The 18,638-nt window shown below is 34.7% G+C and carries 15 protein-coding genes and 1 pseudogene; 12 read left to right on the forward strand and 4 right to left on the reverse strand.

The features are described 5' to 3' along the window. Window positions 1-226: 226 nt before the first annotated feature. The gene (gene purH / locus Q1J40_RS06790; protein ID WP_301099310.1) at window positions 227-1,828 is read right to left on the reverse strand and encodes a bifunctional phosphoribosylaminoimidazolecarboxamide formyltransferase/IMP cyclohydrolase; all 1,602 of its coding nucleotides are present in this window, start codon (window positions 1,826-1,828) and stop codon (window positions 227-229) included. Between the two features lie 230 nt (window positions 1,829-2,058). Here purH and Q1J40_RS06795 point away from each other — a divergent pair, with 230 nt between their 5' ends. The 3 genes from Q1J40_RS06795 to Q1J40_RS06805 are packed head-to-tail and all read left to right on the forward strand — an operon-like array spanning window position 2,059 to window position 6,957. After that, window positions 2,059-2,640 (forward strand): TetR/AcrR family transcriptional regulator, encoded by a 582-nt coding sequence (locus tag Q1J40_RS06795; protein ID WP_301099312.1) that lies wholly within the window; start codon window positions 2,059-2,061, stop codon window positions 2,638-2,640. 24 nt (window positions 2,641-2,664) lie between these two features. Next, a complete protein-coding gene (locus Q1J40_RS06800) occupies window positions 2,665-3,852 on the forward strand; it encodes an efflux RND transporter periplasmic adaptor subunit (protein WP_301099313.1) in 1,188 nt (395 codons plus the stop codon). Between the two features lie 12 nt (window positions 3,853-3,864). Then, entirely contained in the window at window positions 3,865-6,957 is a 3,093-nt protein-coding gene (locus Q1J40_RS06805; RefSeq protein WP_301099315.1) for an efflux RND transporter permease subunit, read from the forward strand. 107 nt (window positions 6,958-7,064) lie between these two features. On the opposite strand, the gene hmpA is transcribed toward Q1J40_RS06805, so the two are convergent. Beyond that, complete coding sequence (gene hmpA, locus Q1J40_RS06810) at window positions 7,065-8,219, reverse strand: NO-inducible flavohemoprotein (protein ID WP_301099317.1); 1,155 nt, start codon at window positions 8,217-8,219, stop codon at window positions 7,065-7,067. Between the two features lie 238 nt (window positions 8,220-8,457). On the opposite strand from hmpA, the gene glmU reads away from it, so the two are divergent. From glmU to fnr, 7 genes are all read left to right on the forward strand, one after another. Further along, the gene (glmU, locus tag Q1J40_RS06815) at window positions 8,458-9,822 is read left to right on the forward strand and encodes a bifunctional UDP-N-acetylglucosamine diphosphorylase/glucosamine-1-phosphate N-acetyltransferase GlmU (protein WP_301099319.1); all 1,365 of its coding nucleotides are present in this window, start codon (window positions 8,458-8,460) and stop codon (window positions 9,820-9,822) included. A 67-nt stretch (window positions 9,823-9,889) separates the two neighbouring features. Beyond that, the gene (locus Q1J40_RS06820; RefSeq protein WP_301099321.1) at window positions 9,890-10,300 is read left to right on the forward strand and encodes a nucleotidyltransferase substrate binding protein; all 411 of its coding nucleotides are present in this window, start codon (window positions 9,890-9,892) and stop codon (window positions 10,298-10,300) included. Further along, on the forward strand, window positions 10,293-10,616 hold the full coding sequence (locus tag Q1J40_RS06825; protein ID WP_301099323.1) for a nucleotidyltransferase family protein: 324 nt from the start codon (window positions 10,293-10,295) through the stop codon (window positions 10,614-10,616). The genes Q1J40_RS06820 and Q1J40_RS06825 overlap by 8 nt, the downstream gene beginning before the upstream one ends. 144 nt (window positions 10,617-10,760) lie before the next feature. Further along, entirely contained in the window at window positions 10,761-11,327 is a 567-nt protein-coding gene (gene efp / locus Q1J40_RS06830; RefSeq protein WP_121120788.1) for an elongation factor P, read from the forward strand. 116 nt (window positions 11,328-11,443) lie between these two features. Continuing rightward, a complete protein-coding gene (gene zapB, locus Q1J40_RS06835) occupies window positions 11,444-11,662 on the forward strand; it encodes a cell division protein ZapB (RefSeq protein ID WP_301099326.1) in 219 nt (72 codons plus the stop codon). A 78-nt stretch (window positions 11,663-11,740) separates the two neighbouring features. Beyond that, a complete protein-coding gene (locus Q1J40_RS06840) occupies window positions 11,741-12,319 on the forward strand; it encodes a thymidine kinase (protein WP_301099328.1) in 579 nt (192 codons plus the stop codon). A 233-nt stretch (window positions 12,320-12,552) separates the two neighbouring features. Further along, the gene (gene fnr, locus Q1J40_RS06845) at window positions 12,553-13,323 is read left to right on the forward strand and encodes a fumarate/nitrate reduction transcriptional regulator Fnr (protein WP_301099330.1); all 771 of its coding nucleotides are present in this window, start codon (window positions 12,553-12,555) and stop codon (window positions 13,321-13,323) included. A 373-nt stretch (window positions 13,324-13,696) separates the two neighbouring features. On the opposite strand, the gene ppc is transcribed toward fnr, so the two are convergent. Together ppc and prmB are read right to left on the reverse strand one after the other, a co-directional pair. Next, complete coding sequence (gene ppc, locus Q1J40_RS06850) at window positions 13,697-16,336, reverse strand: phosphoenolpyruvate carboxylase (protein WP_301099331.1); 2,640 nt, start codon at window positions 16,334-16,336, stop codon at window positions 13,697-13,699. A gap of 102 nt (window positions 16,337-16,438) precedes the next feature. Then, on the reverse strand, window positions 16,439-17,401 hold the full coding sequence (gene prmB / locus Q1J40_RS06855; RefSeq protein WP_301099332.1) for a 50S ribosomal protein L3 N(5)-glutamine methyltransferase: 963 nt from the start codon (window positions 17,399-17,401) through the stop codon (window positions 16,439-16,441). 89 nt (window positions 17,402-17,490) lie between these two features. On the opposite strand from prmB, the gene smrB reads away from it, so the two are divergent. Both smrB and Q1J40_RS06865 read left to right on the forward strand, forming a co-directional pair. Further along, on the forward strand, window positions 17,491-18,033 hold the full coding sequence (gene smrB, locus Q1J40_RS06860; RefSeq protein WP_301099333.1) for an endonuclease SmrB: 543 nt from the start codon (window positions 17,491-17,493) through the stop codon (window positions 18,031-18,033). 342 nt (window positions 18,034-18,375) lie between these two features. Further along, window positions 18,376-18,638 (forward strand): annotated as a pseudogene (locus Q1J40_RS06865) (ShlB/FhaC/HecB family hemolysin secretion/activation protein); the annotation flags it as partial.

Here is an 18,638-nt window from a genome sequence, read left to right on the forward strand (position 1 = left end):
TTTTCATGATTTATTAACCTGTAAGTAGATGGGTAATGAGATATAGCAATGGAATTAGCCAAAATTTTGACTTATAGGGATTTTAATCTTGTTTTGTTTTTAAATCAATTAATATATAAAAAACAAAATGTTACATTTAAAAATAGGAGGGAGTGTGCTTGTTAGATATGATATTTTGCAAAATGCCCTCAACAACTGACCGCTTGTTAAGGGCATTTTTTAATAATTAGTGACGGAAATGACGCATTCCAGTGAGAACCATAGCCATGCCGTGTTCATTTGCCGCATCAATCACTTCTTGATCACGCATTGAACCACCCGGGTGGATGACACAAGTAATGCCGACTTTCGCTGCCGCATCGATCCCATCACGGAATGGGAAGAATGCATCCGATGCCATTACGCAACCTTGTACTTGTAAACCTTCATCTTCTGCTTTGATACCTGCAATTTTTGCAGAATAAACTCGGCTCATTTGACCCGCACCAATACCGATTGTTTGTTTGTTTTTAGCGTAAACAATTGCATTAGATTTTACGTATTTTGCTACTTTCCAGCAGAATAGTAGGTCATCCATTTCTTCTGTACTTGGTTTACGTTCTGTCACAAATTGCAAATCTTCAATATCAACCTGTCCTAAATCAGCATCCTGTACCAGTAAACCACCATTTACTCGTTTAAAATCTAAGCGATTTGCTGGTTCAGTTGGCAGTTCGCCACATTCTAATACACGCACGTTTTTCTTTTTCGCTAACGCTGTTTTGGCTTCTTCTGAAATACTTGGCGCAATGATGACTTCAACAAATTGACGATCAGCAATGGTTTGTGCTGTTTTGCCATCCAATTCACGGTTAAAGGCAATAATGCCACCGAATGCTGAGGTTGGGTCTGTTTGATACGCTTTTTCGTAAGCCTCTAAAATATCTTGTCCTAATGCAACACCGCAAGGGTTTGCGTGTTTTACGATCACACAAGCTGGTTCTGAAAATTCTTTCACACATTCTAATGCAGCATCTGTATCGGCAATGTTGTTATAAGATAATGCTTTACCTTGTAATTGAACAGCTGTCGCTACACTTGCTTCCTTTAATTCATTTTCAATATAGAAAGCGGCATTTTGATGGCTATTTTCGCCATAACGCATGGTTTGTTTACGAGTGAAATTTAAGTTTAATGTACGCGGGAACTGACCGCTTGGTTGAGTTAAATCTTCTTCTGCCGCACCTTGATATGGTGGAACTTTTTGTCCGAAGTAGTTTGCGATCATTGAATCGTATTGTGCAGTATGTTCAAAGGCTTTAATCGCTAAATTAAAACGGGTTTCTAGCGTTAAGCTATTTTGATGCTGATCCATTTCAGTGAGAATGGAATCAAAATCTGCATTATTTACCACAATCGCCACGTCTTTATGGTTTTTCGCCGCAGAACGTACCATTGTTGGCCCGCCGATATCAATATTTTCTACCGCATCTTCAAGGGTACAATCTTCTTTGGCAACAGTTGCTGCAAATGGGTAAAGATTTACCACCACCATATCGATTTGCTCAATGCCGTGTTGTTGCATAATCGCATCATCAGTACCACGACGCCCTAAAATACCACCATGAACTTTAGGGTGAAGGGTTTTAACACGCCCGTCCATCATTTCAGGGAAGCCCGTATAATCCGATACTTCAGTCACAGGTAAGCCAGCTTCTGCAAGAAGTTTAGCAGTTCCACCTGTTGATAAAAGCTTCACTCCACGTTGAGATAAGCCGGTTGCAAATTCTACGATACCTTGTTTGTCAGACACACTTAGTAACGCTTGTTTAATTGGACGATCACTCATTCAGAATTCCTTAAGATTTTAGTATTAAAATTTCATGTAAATTATAACGCAAACGTTTGCGGAAAGTCATTAAATGAGGCAAGAAAAGCTGTGGCTTTTTATACAAGCGGTCAGTTTCTACAAATTTTTTGCTATTAATGAGCAAAATTTATAACACTTGATGAGTAATCTTTTGCTAAAAAATAAAAAATAGGTAGAATGAACGAACGTTCAGTTTATGGTGTCACAGTATGTTGGAAAAAGAAAAAGTACATAATGAAGTTGCGTTACGTATTTTAAACGCAACGGATACATTGATGGCAAAATATGGCGTGCAATATTTATCTACTCACAAAATAGCAAAAGAAGCAGGTGTATCAGTCGGTACAATTTATTTGTATTTTAAAGATAAGGATGACTTATTGAGCCAATTTGTTATTTATTTGTTTGGGAATTTTCATAGGGCAATTGCAGTTGCTTATCGACCTGATTTACCTTTATTCGACCAGTATCAGCATTTATGGAAAGCTACTTGGCAATTTATGCTTGAGAATCCGAATATTGTGAAAAATATGCATCAGTATGAATCATTGCCTCAATTTAGATCGATTTTAAAACATTATTCCATGCTAGAAAATTCAGTATGGAATAAGTTTGTTAAACAAGGGCAGAAGGATGGAGTTATTCTTTCTCTCCCTAGTCAAATTTTATTTTCAATGAGTATGAAAACAGCTTGGCAACTTATGTATTCTCAACTTTTACATGAGAATTCTTACTCAGATGAATTGATAAATACTGTTATTAATTCTACTTGGAAAGCCATAATTAATTAATCTTTTTAATTGTAAGGAGAAAACATGACATTAGAAAATGAAAAGCCACCCGTTTGGAAACGACTTGGCTTTGGGGGGATTTTACTCTTAGTAATATTAGTTTTTGTTGGAGTCATTGGGTTTAATATGTTTATTTCCCAACAAAAAAGAGCGTTTGCTGAGCATATGCCTGAACCAGTTAATCTTGTGACTGCAGATAAGGTTGTTGCAACAGACTGGATACCGACAATTGAAGCTGTAGGTTACATTCGTCCTAAACAGGGTACGATATTAAGTTCTCAAACTAGTGGAACAGTCAGTAAAATTTTGGTGAAAGCGGGTGATCAAGTTAAAAAGGGGCAATTACTCGTTGAACTCGATAGTTCTGTAGAAAAAGCTACACTTAAAGTTTCTGAAGCACAACTTCCAGCAGCGAAAGCAAACTATGATCGATTCCGTTCATTAATTGCTTCTAAAAGTGCTTCTAAAGCAGAATTTGATGCGGCTCAAGCAACCTATAATCAACTTTTAGCAAATATTGAGTCATTAAAGGCGACAATTCAACGTCGTCAAATTTACGCTCCTTTTAATGGTAAAGCAGGGATTGTAAAAATTAATGAAGGTCAATTTATTGCAGCAGGTACAGAGATTATACGTGTAGAAGATAGAAGTGAGATGAAAGTAAACTTCTCTTTACCACAAACTGATCTTTCACGTGTAAGTGTTGGACAAGCTGTTTCAGTCTCAACAGATACCTTTCCTGACAAGATATTTTCAGCAAAAATTATCGCTATTGATCCTGCGGTTGATAATACAACAGGGCTTGTTGAAATAGAAGCTTTGGTTTCAGATGCTGAAAAACTTTATTCAGGTATGTTTGCTCGTGTAGAAGTTGTATTACCAACAGAGAAAAACCAAGTAGTTGTACCTCAAATTGCTGTTACTTATACTATGTATGGTGAAACAGCCTATATTTTAGAACCACTTTCAGATGAAGAAAAAGCAAAATTTGAAAAACAAAATAAAGATGTATCTAAAATGTATCGTGCAAAACAACTTGAAGTAAAAACACTTGATCGCAAAGGAGTTTATGCTCAATTGTCATCTGGTGTGAAAATTGGTGATACGATTGTAACGGGTGGCTTTCAAAAGCTAAGAAATAATGCGTTGGTTGAAGTATCTGATAAAAAAGGTGCAGGAACAACTCAGCCAGAAAGAACTTCTCGTTTATAAATGAGGTAAGCCATGAATTTTACCGATATTTTTATCAAGCGTCCTGTATTAGCAATCAGTTTAAGTATTATTATTGTGATCATGGGGTTACAAGCGATTTTTAAATTACAGGTTCGTGAATATCCAGAAATGACTACTACAATAGTAACAGTTACGACAACTTATCCTGGTGCGAATGCAGAAACGATGCAAGCATTTGTAACTTCAAGATTAGAAGAGTCTATCGCAGAAGCTGATAATATTGACTATATTACCTCTTCAAGTGCACCGAATAGAAGTACTATTACTGTAAAAATGAAATTGAATACAGATCCTAGCATTGCAGTAGCAGATATTTCATCAAAGGTAAGTGCAGTACGTTCTCGATTACCTTCTGAAATTGATGACCCAGCTATTTCAGCATCATCTGGTGCAATGGATGCGATCATGTTTATTCAGTTCACATCAGATAAACTATCTTCGCCACAAATGACAGATTATATTGAGCGTGTAGTCAAACCTCAGTTTTTTACTGTAAATGGTGTATCGAAGGTTAACCAATTCGGTGGTGCAACCTTTGGTCTTCGAATTTGGTTAGATCCTGATAAAATGGCTGGCTTAGGCTTATCCGCACCAGATGTTATCACAGCATTATCATCAAATAATGTGCAGACAGCTGCTGGTGATGCTAATGGCTATTACACTGCTTATAGTAATAAGGTTGAATCAACTACTCGAAGTGTAGAACAGTTAGAAAATGTTGTTTTACAAACCACAAAAGATGGTCGCCAAATTAAATTGAAAGATTTAGCAAAAGTTGAATTGGATAAAAGTAGTGATAGTAACCGTGCTATTGTAAATGGTGCTGATGTTGTTATCTTGGCGATTGAATCAGCAAGTAATGCTAACTCTTTAACTGTTGCAAAAAATCTCTATCCTGTATTTGAGCAAGTTAAATCAAGTCTTCCTGCATCAATGAATGCAAATATTATGTATGACAAAACGATCTCAATTAATCACTCAATAACAGAAGTAATTAAAACTATTATTGAAGCGACTGTGATTGTATTAGTTGTTATTACTATGTTCGTAGGTTCATTTAGAGCAATGGTAATTCCTGTTGTTACTATTCCAATCTCACTTATTGGGGTTATTATGGTACTACAAGGATTTGGGTTTACACTCAACTTATTGACACTATTAGGATTAATTCTAGCAATTGGTCTAGTGGTAGATGATGCAATTGTAGTTCTTGAAAATGTAGATAGACATATTAAAGAAGGTGAAACGCCATTTAGAGCAGCGATTATTGGTACACGAGAGATTGCAACACCGGTTATTGCAATGACGATAACTCTAGTTGCAGTATATTCACCAATGGCATTAATGGAAGGGATTACGGGAACATTATTTAAAGAGTTCTCTTTAACATTGGCTGGTGCAGTATTTATTTCTGGTATTGCAGCATTAACATTATCACCAATGATGTCTAGCCGTATTTTAAAACATGCTGATAACCCAACTTGGTTAGAGCGTAGAGTAGAAAGTTTTTTGGCTCGTATGACCAAATGTTATACTAATGCGTTAGTATTTATCATGACAATGCGTAAATCAATGCTCGTTTTTGCTGTTGCTATTTTTGCAACATTACCGTTCTTATTTAATTCATTATCGACTGAGTTAGCACCGAATGAAGACAAAGGAATTGTAATGGGACTTGCAAATGGCCCTGCAAATGTGAACCTAGATTATATGCAAGAAGTTTTAACACCATTTGCAGTGGAATCACAACAAATTCCTGAAGTGAGTGCAACACAAATAATGCCAGGTTTTCCTAGACCTAATGGTGCATTTTTGCTATTTCCATTAGTACCATCTACTGAACGAGATCTTTCGCAAGTAGAGGTGCTTAATAAGATAAAAGAAGTTGCTGATCGTGTACCTGAAGCCTCTATCATGACATTCCAACCAGCAGAAATTTCTACTGGAGAGAGCGGATTACCATTTACTTTTGTTATCACAACCGCTCATTCTTATAGAGAATTAGCTCAAGTCGCTCAAAACTTCTTAGAAGAAGCCCAACGTTCAGGACAATTTTTCTTCAATCGTTTAGATTTAAAATTTGATACAGCGATAATACGAATTAATTTAGATCGTGAAAAAATGGGGGCTTATGGTATTACCGCTCGACAAATTAGTTCAACTTTAGGTAGTTATTTATCAGGCGCAACATTAGCTCGTGTGGATATTGATGGGCGCTCTTATAATATCGTTTCGCAAGTTGAGCGTGAAAAACGTTTAAATCCACAAGATTTAGGTAAGTATTTTGTTAAAGCAGTTAATGGTGATGCAATTCCTCTAAGTACTTTCGTAACAATGGAATTAGATACTCAACCAGCAAGTTTGACTAGATTAAATCAATTAAATTCAGCAACTATTGGTGGAGTCGTTTCAAGTTCTATTGGTGATGCAGTAAAATGGGCTGAAACAAAAGCAGAACAAATTTTACCAGAAGGTTATCAATATGACTTTATGGGTGAATCTCGCCAATTTAAACAAGAAGGTAGTGCTTTAGTGCTCACTTTTGCATTGGCTGTTATACTAATTTATCTTGTGTTAGCAATTCAATTTGAATCATGGCGAGATCCTTTAGTAATCTTAGTTTCTGTACCATTAGCAATAAGTGGTGCTTTATTAGTGCTAAATTTACTAGCTTTCTTCAAAATACAAGGAGCGACACTAAATATTTATTCTCAAGTAGGATTAATTACCCTTGTGGGCTTAATCACTAAGCACGGTATTTTAATGTGTGAAGTAGCAAAAGAAGAGCAGTTACATAACGGAAAATCTCGTGCAGAAGCTATCTTCTATGCAGCAAAAATTCGTTTGCGCCCAATTCTTATGACAACAGCAGCAATGATTGCAGGTTTAATACCATTATTATTTGCTGAAGGTTCTGGTGCGGTAATGAGATTTAGTATTGGAGTAGTAATTGTATCAGGCTTGGCTGTTGGAACGGTGTTTACATTGTTTGTTCTTCCTGTAATTTATACATTCTTGGCAAGTAACCATAAACCACTTATGGAATTTGATGAGAAAGAAACAAAATTAGTGACAGAAAAATAGAACTAAGATAAGTATATTCTGTATTTAGCTCTCAAAATATATAAGCGGTTAGATAATTCAAAAAGTTTTGAAAAATCTAACCGCTTATTTTATCTAAGATTTATAAGTTAAACGCTCACTACACTCATTTTTGGTCCAAATGGTTCAAAGTGAATATTATTCTCTTGCCATCCATTTTCAGTTAGGTGCTTCAACATTCCTTCCATAAATGAGATCGAACCACATAAATAAATTTCAGCATCTTGTGGGATATGTTGCTTTATAAAAGTATCATCAATTCTATTAGCATGTTCTGTATAAATAATATCAGATGTTGCATGTTTTGCCTTAGAGAGTAACAATTCAGATTCTGCTTTAAATGCGTGATATTGTTCATTAAAACAAGAATGTATCCAATGGATAGGTCGAGATGGATTTTTAGAAACTTGAGATTCTAACATAGCAAGGAGTGGTGTTATACCTACACCTCCACTTAATAAAACAAGTGGTTTTTCATTTTCAACAAGTAAAAAATCACCTGCTGGAGCTGTAAATTCTAGAGTATCACCAATATTTATTTCATCATGTAAATAATGAGAAACAAGGCCTTTTTTATCTCCTTCACCTTCACGTTTTACTGCAAACTTTAACCCTTCGGAAGTATCTATTGAACAAATAGAGTAGTGGCGTAATGAAAGATTTTCTTCGCCTTTTGGTTGTACTCTAACAGTAATATATTGACCTGCTACAATTTTAGGTAGAGTAAAATCGGGTTTGACTGTAAATTCTATAACATTATTAGATACAGCACGCTTATTTATTACTTTAAATGGTTTAAATCCACTCCATGCAGAATGATCATACATTTCTTTTTCAACTTTTATAAAGATATCAGCAATTATCTCATAAGCTTTTGCCCAAGCATCTATAATTTCTGGAGTAGCAGCATCACCAAGTACTTCTTTTATTGCTTTGAGTAAATTTTCTCCCACAATTGGATAATGTTCAGCTTTAATTTCTAAAGCTCTATGTTTGTGACCAATTTGAACAACGTGAGGTAAGATATCCGCTAAATTATCAATATGTTTTGCAGCAGCTAATACTGTGGTAGCTAATGCCATTGGTTGACGACCTTGTTTTTGGTTAGTTTTATTAAATACATTGAGAAGTTCCGGATGAGCTTCAAACATATTTTTATAAAATGTTTGAGTTATTGTCGTACCATGTTGCTCTAAAACTGGGATGGTGGCTTTAATAATGTCTTTAGTTTGTTGATCTAACATAATTACTCCGATTTTTTCTAAAACAAATACCTGACTAATTTTATCAGGTATTAATAGCATACTACTTTTTTGATAATAATGATTTGTGACAAATCAAAGTTGCGTTTATTTAATCAGAATAAATAATAAAAAGTAATTTTTACAAAACTTTTGCAAAATCTAACCGCTTGTTTGTTTTTATTTTATGACTGATTTTAGGTAGAATAGTGCCAACATTATTGAATGATAGGAATTAACAATGAATAAACTTAGTGTAGTAATTTTAGCGGCAGGTAAAGGTACTAGAATGTATTCAGATTTACCTAAAGTTTTACACCCGATTGCAGGTAAACCAATGGTTAAACATGTGATTGATACAGCAAAACAACTTTCTGCGGATAAAATCCATTTAATTTATGGGCATGGTGGTGAATTATTACAACAACGTCTAGTAGATGAACCTGTGAATTGGGTATTACAAGCGGAGCAGTTAGGAACAGGACACGCAATGCAACAAGCAGCCCCATTTTTTGCTGATGATGAAAATATCCTTATGCTTTATGGCGATACGCCATTAATTACACAAGCAACACTAGAAAAATTAATTACAGCGAAACCTGAAAATGGTATTGCATTATTAACTGTGGTGTTAGATAACCCAACAGGCTACGGCAGAATTATCCGTAAAAATGGTTCAGTAGTTGCAATTGTAGAGCAAAAAGATGCCAACCCAGAGCAACTTAAAATCCAAGAAATTAATACGGGTGTAATGGTTGCTAATGGTGCGAGCTTCAAAAAGTGGTTAGCTCAATTAGACAATAACAACGCACAAGGCGAATATTACATTACCGATATTATCGCTATGGCAAATAAAGATGGATTTACTGTTCAAGCGGTACAAGCAACGAATCTAATGGAAGTTGAAGGAGCAAATAACCGCTTACAACTAGCTAATTTAGAACGTTACTATCAAAAACGAGAAGCAGAAAAATTATTACTCGCAGGTGTAACTATTATTGACCCAAATCGTTTTGATGTACGTGGTACAGTTGCTCACGGAAAAGATGTAGAAATTGATGTCAATGTAATTTTAGAAGGCTCAGTAAAATTAGGTAATGGTGTAAAAATCGGAGTAGGTTCGGTACTTAAAAATTGTGAAATAGGTGATGGTGTAGAAATTAAACCTTATTCAGTTATTGAAGATGCTATTATCGGTAAACAAGCAAAAATTGGGCCATTCTCACGCTTACGCCCGGGTACAAATTTGGCGGATGAAACCCATATTGGTAACTTTGTTGAAATCAAAAATGCAGAAATTGCTCAAGGTTCTAAAGTGAATCATTTAACTTATATCGGTGATGCACAGATCGGTTCTAATACTAATGTTGGTGCAGGGGTGATCACTTGTAATTACGATGGTGCAAATAAATTCAAAACGATTATTGGCGACAATGTGTTTGTCGGCTCAGATACTCAATTAGTAGCTCCTGTTACCGTTGCAAATGGCGTAACTATTGGTGCAGGAACAACAGTAACTAGAGATATTGCAGAAAATGAATTGGTGATTTCTCGTGTTGCACAACGTCATATTCAAGGTTGGCAACGACCTACTAAGAAGAAGTAGGAAGTTTTAAGTTTAATACAAGCGGTAAGATTATCAGTATTTTTGTAAAAGTATTTAAGGAAAGAAGATGGCTAAACTGGATATTTCACCTTTAGTTAATGCTGTTGTTAGGCTTGATGAGGGCTTTACTCGTTATCAGCAAGATACAAGTGATACACAAATCAGGGATGGATTAATTCAGCGATTTGAATTTACTTATGAAATTAGCCATAAAATCTTAAAACGTTATTTGGAATCTATTTCAGCAAATCCAACAGAGTATGATGGAATGAGTTTTCAAGATTTAATTCGCTCAGCCAATGAGAAATCGTTACTCATAGGAAATTGGCTAGATTGGAAACAATATAGAGAAATGCGTAGTCGAACAAGTCATACGTATGATGAAAATACCGCAATTGTTGTAGTTGAGGGTATCCCCAAGTTTCTTAATGAAGTGAAGTTTTTAAAAGATAAATTACAAGAGCATTTACATGATTGATTTAACTCAAGAGCAACAATTAATAGTTAAAAATATCTTATCTCATTATGTTCCTGAGTTTGATGTTTGGGCATTTGGTTCTAGAGTAAATGGAAACTCAAAAACTTATTCTGATTTAGATTTAGTAATAAAAACGGAAAAACCACTATCTTTACTGACTTTGTCTAATCTGACAGAGGCATTTTCTCTATCTGATCTGCCTTGGAAAGTTGATGTATTGGATTGGTCTAGCATAAACGATAATTTTCGGGAAATTATTAAAGCCCGATATATTGAATTGCAAAAGGGGAAACTCAAATCTAGCTTAGTAAAGTAGTTATACAAGCGGTCACTTTTGCAAAAAATTTTGCAATATTACAAATAATTTAAGATGGTTCAAAATACTAAAATGTTGTATTATGCACCTCTTTTTATTACATATTCTTGCCTAAAAGGCACTTAGTTTATTTTGAGGATAACAATGGCGACTTATAGCACCACAGACTTTAAACCGGGTTTAAAATTTATTCAAGATGGCGAACCTTGTGTAATCGTAGAAAATGAATTTGTGAAACCGGGTAAAGGTCAAGCATTTACCCGTACAAAAATTCGTAAATTAATTTCAGGTAAAGTATTAGAAATTAACTTTAAATCAGGTACTTCAGTCGAAGCGGCAGATGTAGTTGATTACAACTACACTTATTCTTACAAAGACGATGATTTCTGGTATTTCATGCATCCAGAAACATTTGAACAAATTTCAGTTGATGCAAAAGCATTAGGCGATAACGAAAAATGGTTAGTCGATCAAGCAGACTGTATTATTACATTGTGGAATGGTACCGCAATCAGTGTAACGCCACCTAATTTCGTTGAATTAGAAGTTATTGAAACTGATCCGGGTTTAAAAGGTGATACAGCAGGAACAGGTGGTAAACCAGCAACATTAAGTACAGGCGCAGTAGTACGTGTTCCTTTATTTATTCAAATTGGCGAAGTAATCCGTGTTGATACTCGCTCTGGTGAATATGTTTCTCGTGTAAAATAGGATTAATTGGCTATTTTTTATAGAGATTTTATATTCAGTTAAAACTTTATAATGAAAAGCACTGTCTATTGCGGTAGAATCTTATTACACAAAGCGTTATTAAAAGAGGAAACATTATGTCAGTAGAAATTCTTGATCAACTTGAAGGAAAAATTAAACAAGCAGTTGAAACCATTCAATTACTTCAACTAGAAATTGAAGAACTAAAAGAAAAAAATGAAACAGCAAATCGTACCAACGAAACGCTACGTCAAGAACATGAACAACTTAAAGCGGAACATCAAAATTTCCAAGATCGTTTGCGTTCACTTTTAGGTCAAATTGACAACGTTTAATTTTAATCTTAACTTAAAAAGAAGCGGCTAAATTTTGGAATAAATTCAGAATTAGCCGTTTTTTATAGAATCTATCTCATGGCGAAACTTTACTTTTATTACTCCTCGATGAATGCAGGAAAATCAGCAACTTTACTTCAATCTTCCTATAACTATCAAGAACGTGGAATGAATACATTAGTTTATACTGCAGCGATAGATTCTCGTTATGGTGTAGGTAAAGTTGCTTCACGTATTGGTATATCTCAAGAAGCTCATTTATTTTATCCGATGAGTGATTTATTTCGGGAAGTAAGTGAACATCTTCAACAACAAACATTGCATTGTATCTTGATTGATGAGGCTCAGTTTTTAACTAAAGACCAAGTCTATCAATTGACTGAAATTGTCGATAAGCTTAATATTCCTGTCTTGTGTTATGGATTAAGAACTGATTTTCAAGCAGAGTTATTTGAAGGCAGTAAATATTTACTCGCTTGGGCAGATCAGCTCGAAGAGCTAAAAACAATTTGTTATTGTGGACGAAAAGCAAACTTTGTAATTAGAATGAATAAGCAAGGTAAAGCTATATCTGACGGAGAGCAAATTCAGATTGGTGGTAATGATACCTATCTTTCTGTTTGTCGACGCCATTACAAAGAAAAACTAAATAAATAGGAATAGGAAAGAGAAGTCCCTATTTTATTATATTGGTTTAATAGGTGTAGGTCCGATAAAGAAATAATCCAATTAAGATAATAAGCATAATAATTATCTGTATTAGTCGTTTTTTAGTGAGTTTTTCTGCTGCCATAATTTCCCCATTATTGAAATAATTTATCTGCTCTACATTTTATAAAAAATATGTTAGAATTTGTTCTAAATCAAATTTAAGTAACAAATTTCCGACTATGAAAATTGTATCTGATTCAAAAACAAATGGAAGAACAACTTGCACAATTCATTGCCAAAATTGTAGTATTAGTCAGCTTTGTCTTCCTTTTACACTTAATGAACATGAATTAACTCAATTAGATAATATCATTGAGCGTAAAAAACCTGTTCAAAAATCACAAATTATTTTTCAGTCTGGTGAGGAATTAAAGTCCATTTATGCAATCCGTTCTGGAACAATCAAAAGCTATACAATTAGTGAGAGTGGAGAGGAGCAAATTACAGCTTTTCACTTACCGGGCGATTTAATCGGGTTTGATGCTATTATTGATATGAAACATATAGGATTTGCTCAAGCACTTGAAACTTCGATGATTTGTGAAATTCCTTTTGATATTTTAGATGATCTTGCAGGTAAAATGCCAAAGATTAGACATCAAATTATGCGCTTAATGAGTAGCGAAATCAAAAGTGATCAGGAAATGATTTTACTCTTATCTAAAATGAGTGCTGAGGAAAAGTTAGCGGCATTCTTATATAATTTATCGCAACGTTATTCTGCTAGAGGTTTTTCTGCTAAAGAATTTCGTTTAACAATGACTAGAGGTGATATCGGGAACTATTTGGGATTGACGATTGAAACAATAAGTCGATTACTTGGACGTTTTCAAAAAAGTGGCATGATTTCCGTTCAAGGTAAATATATCATAATTAATAAAATGGAAGAACTAAGTAATTTAGCTGGAGGAATCCGGTCTCAAATTCCAGTATCTGTAGCTTGTCCGTAATATTTATAACAAAAAAATATTTATTAAAGATCCCATTTATTCTTATACTCATTCTTATTTAAAAGCATAAAAAAAACCCAATATTTTTAGTTAAAATATTGGGTGAGGCTTTTACCCAAAAATGAAAAAAACTACTATTTACTAATTTTACAGCTTATAGCTTAGCACATAGTTGCTTCTTAGGACTGATATTTTATATTTAAGTTCAAAATAATTTCAAAAATTATTTTATAATAAAAGTAAATATAAGTTTGTCTTGTGTGTTTATGTAGCTACACAGTTATATTTAAAAAAATATAAAATACAATACAAACTGACTACTTATATAAATAAGTTGTCAGTTTGTAGAAGAATATTGTAGCTTATTCGGTCTCTACCCAGTATTACGCATACCTGCAGCAATTCCTGTAATAGTAATCATTAATGCTTGTTCCAATTCTGGATTTGGATTTTCTCCTTGTGAACGTAATCGATGTAGTAATTCTACTTGAAGTAGATTAAGTGGATCGGTGTAAATATTGCGTAATGCAATGGATTCTGCAATCCAAGGTAAATCTGCCATAAGCTGTCCATCATGAGCAAGTGATAGTACTGTTTTAATGTCTGATTGTAATTGGTTGCGTAATGTTTCACCTAAATGATGTAAATTTTCTGGCACTAATCGTTGATCGTAATGTTCTGCAAGCCATAGATCAGCTTTACTGAATACCATCTCTAGCATTCCGATTCGTGTTGAGAAGAATGGCCATTCTTGACACATTGTCTTAAGTAATTCTTCTTGCCCATCATTAATAAATTGTTGCAGAGCAGACCCTGCACCAAGCCATGCAGGAAGCATTAAGCGATTTTGCATCCATGCGAAGATCCAAGGAATTGCACGTAAACTTTCAACACCACCATTTGGATTTCGTTTAGCTGGACGAGAACCAAGTGGTAATTTTGATAACTCTTGTTCTGGAGTTGCCGCTCGGAAGTAAGGTACAAAATCAGCTTCTCCCCGTACAATATTGCGGTACTGTTCACAAGAAATCTTAGAGGCTTCATTCATCATTTCACGCCATGCTTGTTTTGGTTCTGGAGGTGGGAATAAATTAGCTTCTAATATTGCACTTGCGTAAAGATCCAAACTTTCAACGGCTACAGCAGGTAAACCAAGTTTAAAGCGGATCATTTCCCCTTGTTCTGTCACTCGTAAGCCATTTTTTAGTGAGCGTGGCGGTTGTGAAAGTAGAGCAGCATGAGCTGGTGCACCACCACGACCAATAGTACCACCACGACCGTGGAATAAAGTTAATTCAATCGAATATTGTTCACAAAGATTTACTAGTGCTTCTTGTGCACGATACTGTGCCCAAGAGGCAGAAAGCATTCCAGCATCCTTGGCTGAATCGGAATAACCAATCATAACCATCTGTTGATTATTAATAACTCCACGATACCAACCAATATTAAATAGATTTGTCATTACTTTTTCACAACGATCTAAATCGTCTAATGTTTCAAATAATGGAGCTACAGGAATATTGATTTTACAGCCAGCTTCTTTCAGCAATAAGTGTACAGCAAGCACATCAGAGGCATCTCTTGCCATTGAAATAACATAGGCAGAAATAACACCTTCTGGTTGTTCTGCTACGACTTTACAAGTATCTAGTATTTCTTGTGTTTCAGGACTCGGTTGCCAATTAGTTGGAACAAGAGGACGACGAGAGCTTAATTCACGCACAAGGAAAGCTTGTTTATCATCTTCTGTCCATTGTGAATAGTCGCCTAGTCCAATATAACGAGTGATTTCAGCAATAGCCATTGTATGGCGAGTACTTTCTTGACGAATATCAAGGCGTGATAAACCTAATCCGAAACAACGCACACGACGGAGACAATCTAACAACCCACCATTTGCAATAATTCGCATGCCGCATTTTTGTAGAGATTGGTAGCAATCGTATAATGGTTCCCATAACTGTTCATCATTAGTTAGTATATCTTTTGAGTTAATACTTAACGTTTTACCTTGTAATAATTCTGCATAATAGGTTACGGTGTTTGTTAATTTATTACGCAACTCTTTCATTAAGATGCGGTAAGGTTCTTTATGATCACCATATTTTTCACGAAACTCAGGTGTACAATTAATGATAGAAAGTTCATCAGCTAGAGATTTTATATCTTCTAAAAATAGTTCAGCGGCCTTCCAACGATTCATATGCAGTACTTGTCGGGTTGTTTGTGCTGTCACAAATGGATTACCATCTCTATCGCCCCCCATCCAAGAAGAGAAGCGAACAGGAGCTAGACTAACGGGGTGTTGGACGCCGAAATTTTTTTCTAAATGATAATTAACTTGGCGACAAAACTCTGGAACGGCTTTCCATAAGCTATTTTCAATAACAGCCATTCCCCATTTTGCTTCATCCACTGGCGTTGGGCGTTTAGTACGAATTTCATCAGTGTGCCAGGCTAATGCAATAAGTTGCATTAAACGGCGTTTTAATTTAGTGGTTTCTTTTTCTGTTAAGTCGTCGTGTTCTAATCGACTCAAGGTACGATTAATTTCGACATGTTTATTGACAAGTGAACGTCTAGTTACTTCAGTAGGATGAGCAGTTAAAACAAGATCAATTAGTAGTTTTTCTACAGTTTCGATCACTTTTTTTGGGGATATATTTTGTAATTTTAGCCGTTCAAATAGTTGTCCAAGTGAACGATCGCCTAATAATGAATCTTGACTGTGACGTGAAATTGTTTGGTATTGCTCTGCAATATTGGTTAGATTTAAGAATTGACTAAATGCTCTTGCAACAGGAATTACATTCTCTGTGGAAATATTAGCGAGGATATCAAGTAATTCTTCTCTTGCTTTTTCATCCCCTGAACGTGAACTTCGAGAAAGTTGTCTAATATTCTCAATGAGTTCTAAAATTTCATTACCTTGTGCATCTCGAATAGTTTCACCGAGAAAATCGCCTAGCATATGAATGTTATGACGCATAGATTCGTAAAGTTGGCTCATTGTTTATCCTCTTTTTAGGTAAAATTTTATTGTATAGATATACCTAAAAAGGGGAATTTTATCAATATTATTTAGTTTTTTTAATGAAATAAATTAGAAAAATTATTCCTTAGCAAATAAATGTTGATTATTTTTAAGTTGATCACGAGTTAGACTGAATACACCAATCCCACCATGTTTAAATTCAAGCCAATGGAATGGAACAGTTGGAAATTGTTCAATTAGATGTAACATACTATTACCTACTTCACATACAAGAACACCATTGTCAGATAAATAATCTACTGCTTGAGCTAAGATTCGTTTAGTAATCGTTAATCCATCACTACCTGAACCTAATGCCATTTCAGGCTCGTGGTGAAATTCTTCTGGCATAGTATCAAGATCTTCTTCATCTACATAAGGAGGATTAGTAATAATTAGGTCATAATGATCTTGTGGTAGTGAATCAAATAGATCCGATTGAAGTGGAAATACACGATGATTAAGTTGATGACGATCGATATTAATTTCAGCCACATTTAAGGCATCAATAGAAAGATCAACCGCATCAATTTCAGCTTGTTGAAAGCGATCTGCACAAGCAATAGCAATACAGCCACTTCCTGTACACATATCTAAAATACGTTTAGGTTCTGTACACAAAATACCTGTAAATCCTTCTTGGATGAGTTCACCAATTGGTGAACGGGGAATAATCACTCGCTCATCAACATAAAATTCTAAACCACAAAACCATGCTGAATTAGTAAGATAAGCAATAGGTTTTCTTAATCCTAAACGTTGTTTTACCATTTCAACGATGCGTTTTTTTTCTATGAGGGTTAAACGAGATGAATATAAGCTTTCGGGTATATCAATTGGTAAAGATAAAGCACTTAACACAAGCTGGTTAGCTTCATCCCAAGCATTATCTAGTCCATGTCCATAATAAAGATCAGAAGCATTAAAATAGCTATATGCCCAACGCATCATATCCAAAATTGTATGTAAGTCTTGTTCTATTGGCTGTGTTGGTGAATTAATTTCATCCAACAAATCCAGATTATAATGGGGTTCAAACATAGTATTTTCTCTAGTTAATAAAAACGGAAGTGTTATACCATATTTCCCTTTATGTTAGAATGAGGAAAATAAGTTTTGGAGGATAGGTAATGCCGGAGAATGATGATTTTTCTTTATTTCATGAAGCAATTAAAGGGGTAAAAAAGATTAAACAAGATACTTTTTTCCCAAAAAACGAGCATCGTGAAAAAATAAGTGAAATACGAGAGTTAAAAGAACAAGAGGATACATTATTCTATTTTTCAGATGAATATGAACCATTATTAACTGATGAAAATGAAAAGGTTCGTTATCGTCGTGAAGATGTTGATCCTCATATTTTAAAGCAATTACGTCGTGGTGATTTTGAGCCAGAGTTATTTCTTGATCTTCATGGATTAACTCGAGAAAAAGCGAAAAAAGAACTTGCAGCATTAATTCTTGCTTGTGAAAGAGAGCGAGTTCACTGTGCAAGTATTATGACAGGATATGGGACCAAAACATTAAAATATCAGATCCCACGGTGGCTAGTACAACATCCAAAAGTAATGGCATTACACCAAGCCCCTCGAGAATGGGGAGGAGCAGCTGCCATTTTAGTCTTAATTGAACAGAAAGAGCTTAGAGATATTCATGAATTTCAGGGTAGATAATGTTACAAGCGGTTAGTTAATATTAAAATATTGGTATAGACTTTTTTAGGTATTATTCATATTACCTGTCATAGCATATTTTTATTTAGTATAAAATATTATCTATCTATTTGTTATTTAAAAAGAATATGTTTATTTTTTAAACATATTTTATGTAACATTATACCTATGAGATGACAGACTAATGTAGTAATGATTATGAATATAAAACCGCTCGTATTTATCGTTGCAAGTAGTTGTTCGCTACTCACTTTTGCAGCTCCCCCACCTATCGATTCTTTGAATCAACTTGATGCAAGAGAATAGCAAAGAACTCAACAATATCAAAATTTTTAAAATCAGATGCTTTCTTCTGAATCTGATATCAGATTGGATACTTCCGTTAATCAACAACTTACTTTACCTATTAATGAATCCCCTTGCTATCCCATTCATAAAATTACCTTAAAAGATTACTCATCTGATAATTCCAATACAGGTAGTCAATTTGACTCCATGTTAGACAAAGCCAGTGAAGATCTCAATTTAACTTTACCTCACTGTATTGGTGGAGAAGGATTGGGAGTTCTGATGAAGCAAATCCAAAATCGTATTATTGAACAAGG

It is taken from the genome of Otariodibacter sp. (genome assembly GCF_029256985.1).
GTDB lineage: Bacteria > Pseudomonadota > Gammaproteobacteria > Enterobacterales > Pasteurellaceae > Otariodibacter.